1 protein-coding gene is annotated in these 1,110 nt (G+C 69.3%); it reads left to right on the plus strand.

Annotation, left to right across the window (positions count from 1 at the left end; genetic code table 11):
• Nucleotides 1-1,110, plus strand: a 1,110-nt coding sequence (locus M2283_RS51580; RefSeq protein ID WP_280883578.1) for a polyketide synthase dehydratase domain-containing protein, incomplete at both ends; no start/stop codon positions are given.

A 1,110-nucleotide genomic window follows, 5' to 3' on the forward strand; every position in this document is an offset into this window, starting at 1 on the left:
GTGCTGCCGGCGGGTGCTGGGGCCGGGCAGGTTGATCTGCCAACGTATGCGTTCGACCACGAGCATTACTGGCTGCGGGCTGCCCCGGCGGCCGATGTGGTGTCGCTGGGCCAGGAATCCGCCGACCACCCGCTTCTCGGCGCGGTGGTCCGGTTGCCGCAGTCGGACGGTCTGGTCTGTACCTCACGGCTGTCGCTTCGTACGCATCCGTGGCTGGCGGACCGTGTTGTGGGCGGGGTCGTTCTTGTTCCTGGTACTGGCTTGGTGGAGCTGGTGGTGCGGGCGGGTGATGAGGTGGGCTGCGGCACGCTGGAGGAGCTGGTCATCGAGGCGCCGCTCGTTGTGCCTGAGCAGGGTGGTGTCCGTGTTCAGGTCACCGTCGGTGGCCTTGATGAGCATGGCACCCGTTCCGTGGCCGTCTACTCGGCGCGTTCGGACAGTGGTGGGGAGATCGGTGCGGACGTCTGGACCCGGCATGCCACCGGCAGCTTGGGAGCCGGCACTGCTGAGAGTGTGGACATCTCCGGCTTCGACTTTGCTGTCTGGCCGCCGGCTGGTGCTGAGAGTGTGCCGCTCGATGTCGCCGGGTTCTATGAGGAAGTGCGCGGCCGGGGTTATGGCTACGGTCCGGTGTTCCGGGGGTTGCGTGCGGTGTGGCGGCGTGGCGACGAACTGTTCGCCGAGGTCGCTCTACCGGACGAGCAGCGCGATAGTGCCGCCCGGTTCGGGTTGCACCCCGCTCTGCTGGATGCCGCCCTGCACCCCACCATGGTGGGGATGGCGTTCGCAGATCCGGCGGGCGAGGAGCGTGCCGATGCGGAGGCCGGCATGCTCGTGCCGTTCTCCTGGACCGGGCTGCGCCTGCACGCAGCGGGTGCCTCGGAGTTGCGGGTGCGGGTTGTGCAGTCCGGGCCGGATGCGGTGTCTTTGCAGGCGGCCGACTGGACTGGTGCTCCGGTGCTCAGCCTGCAGTCGCTGGTCGCCCGGCCGGTGGAGGTGGAGCAGCTAGGCCGGACGGCGGCCGACGACGGCCGCGACTTGCTGTTCGGGGTGGAGTGGAGCGAGTTGCCTGTGCCCGTCGCGGGTTCGGAGGGGCTGCCGTCGTGGCTG

Source organism: Streptomyces pseudovenezuelae (genome assembly GCF_029892565.1).
Classification (GTDB): Bacteria; Actinomycetota; Actinomycetes; order Streptomycetales; family Streptomycetaceae; genus Streptomyces; species Streptomyces pseudovenezuelae_A.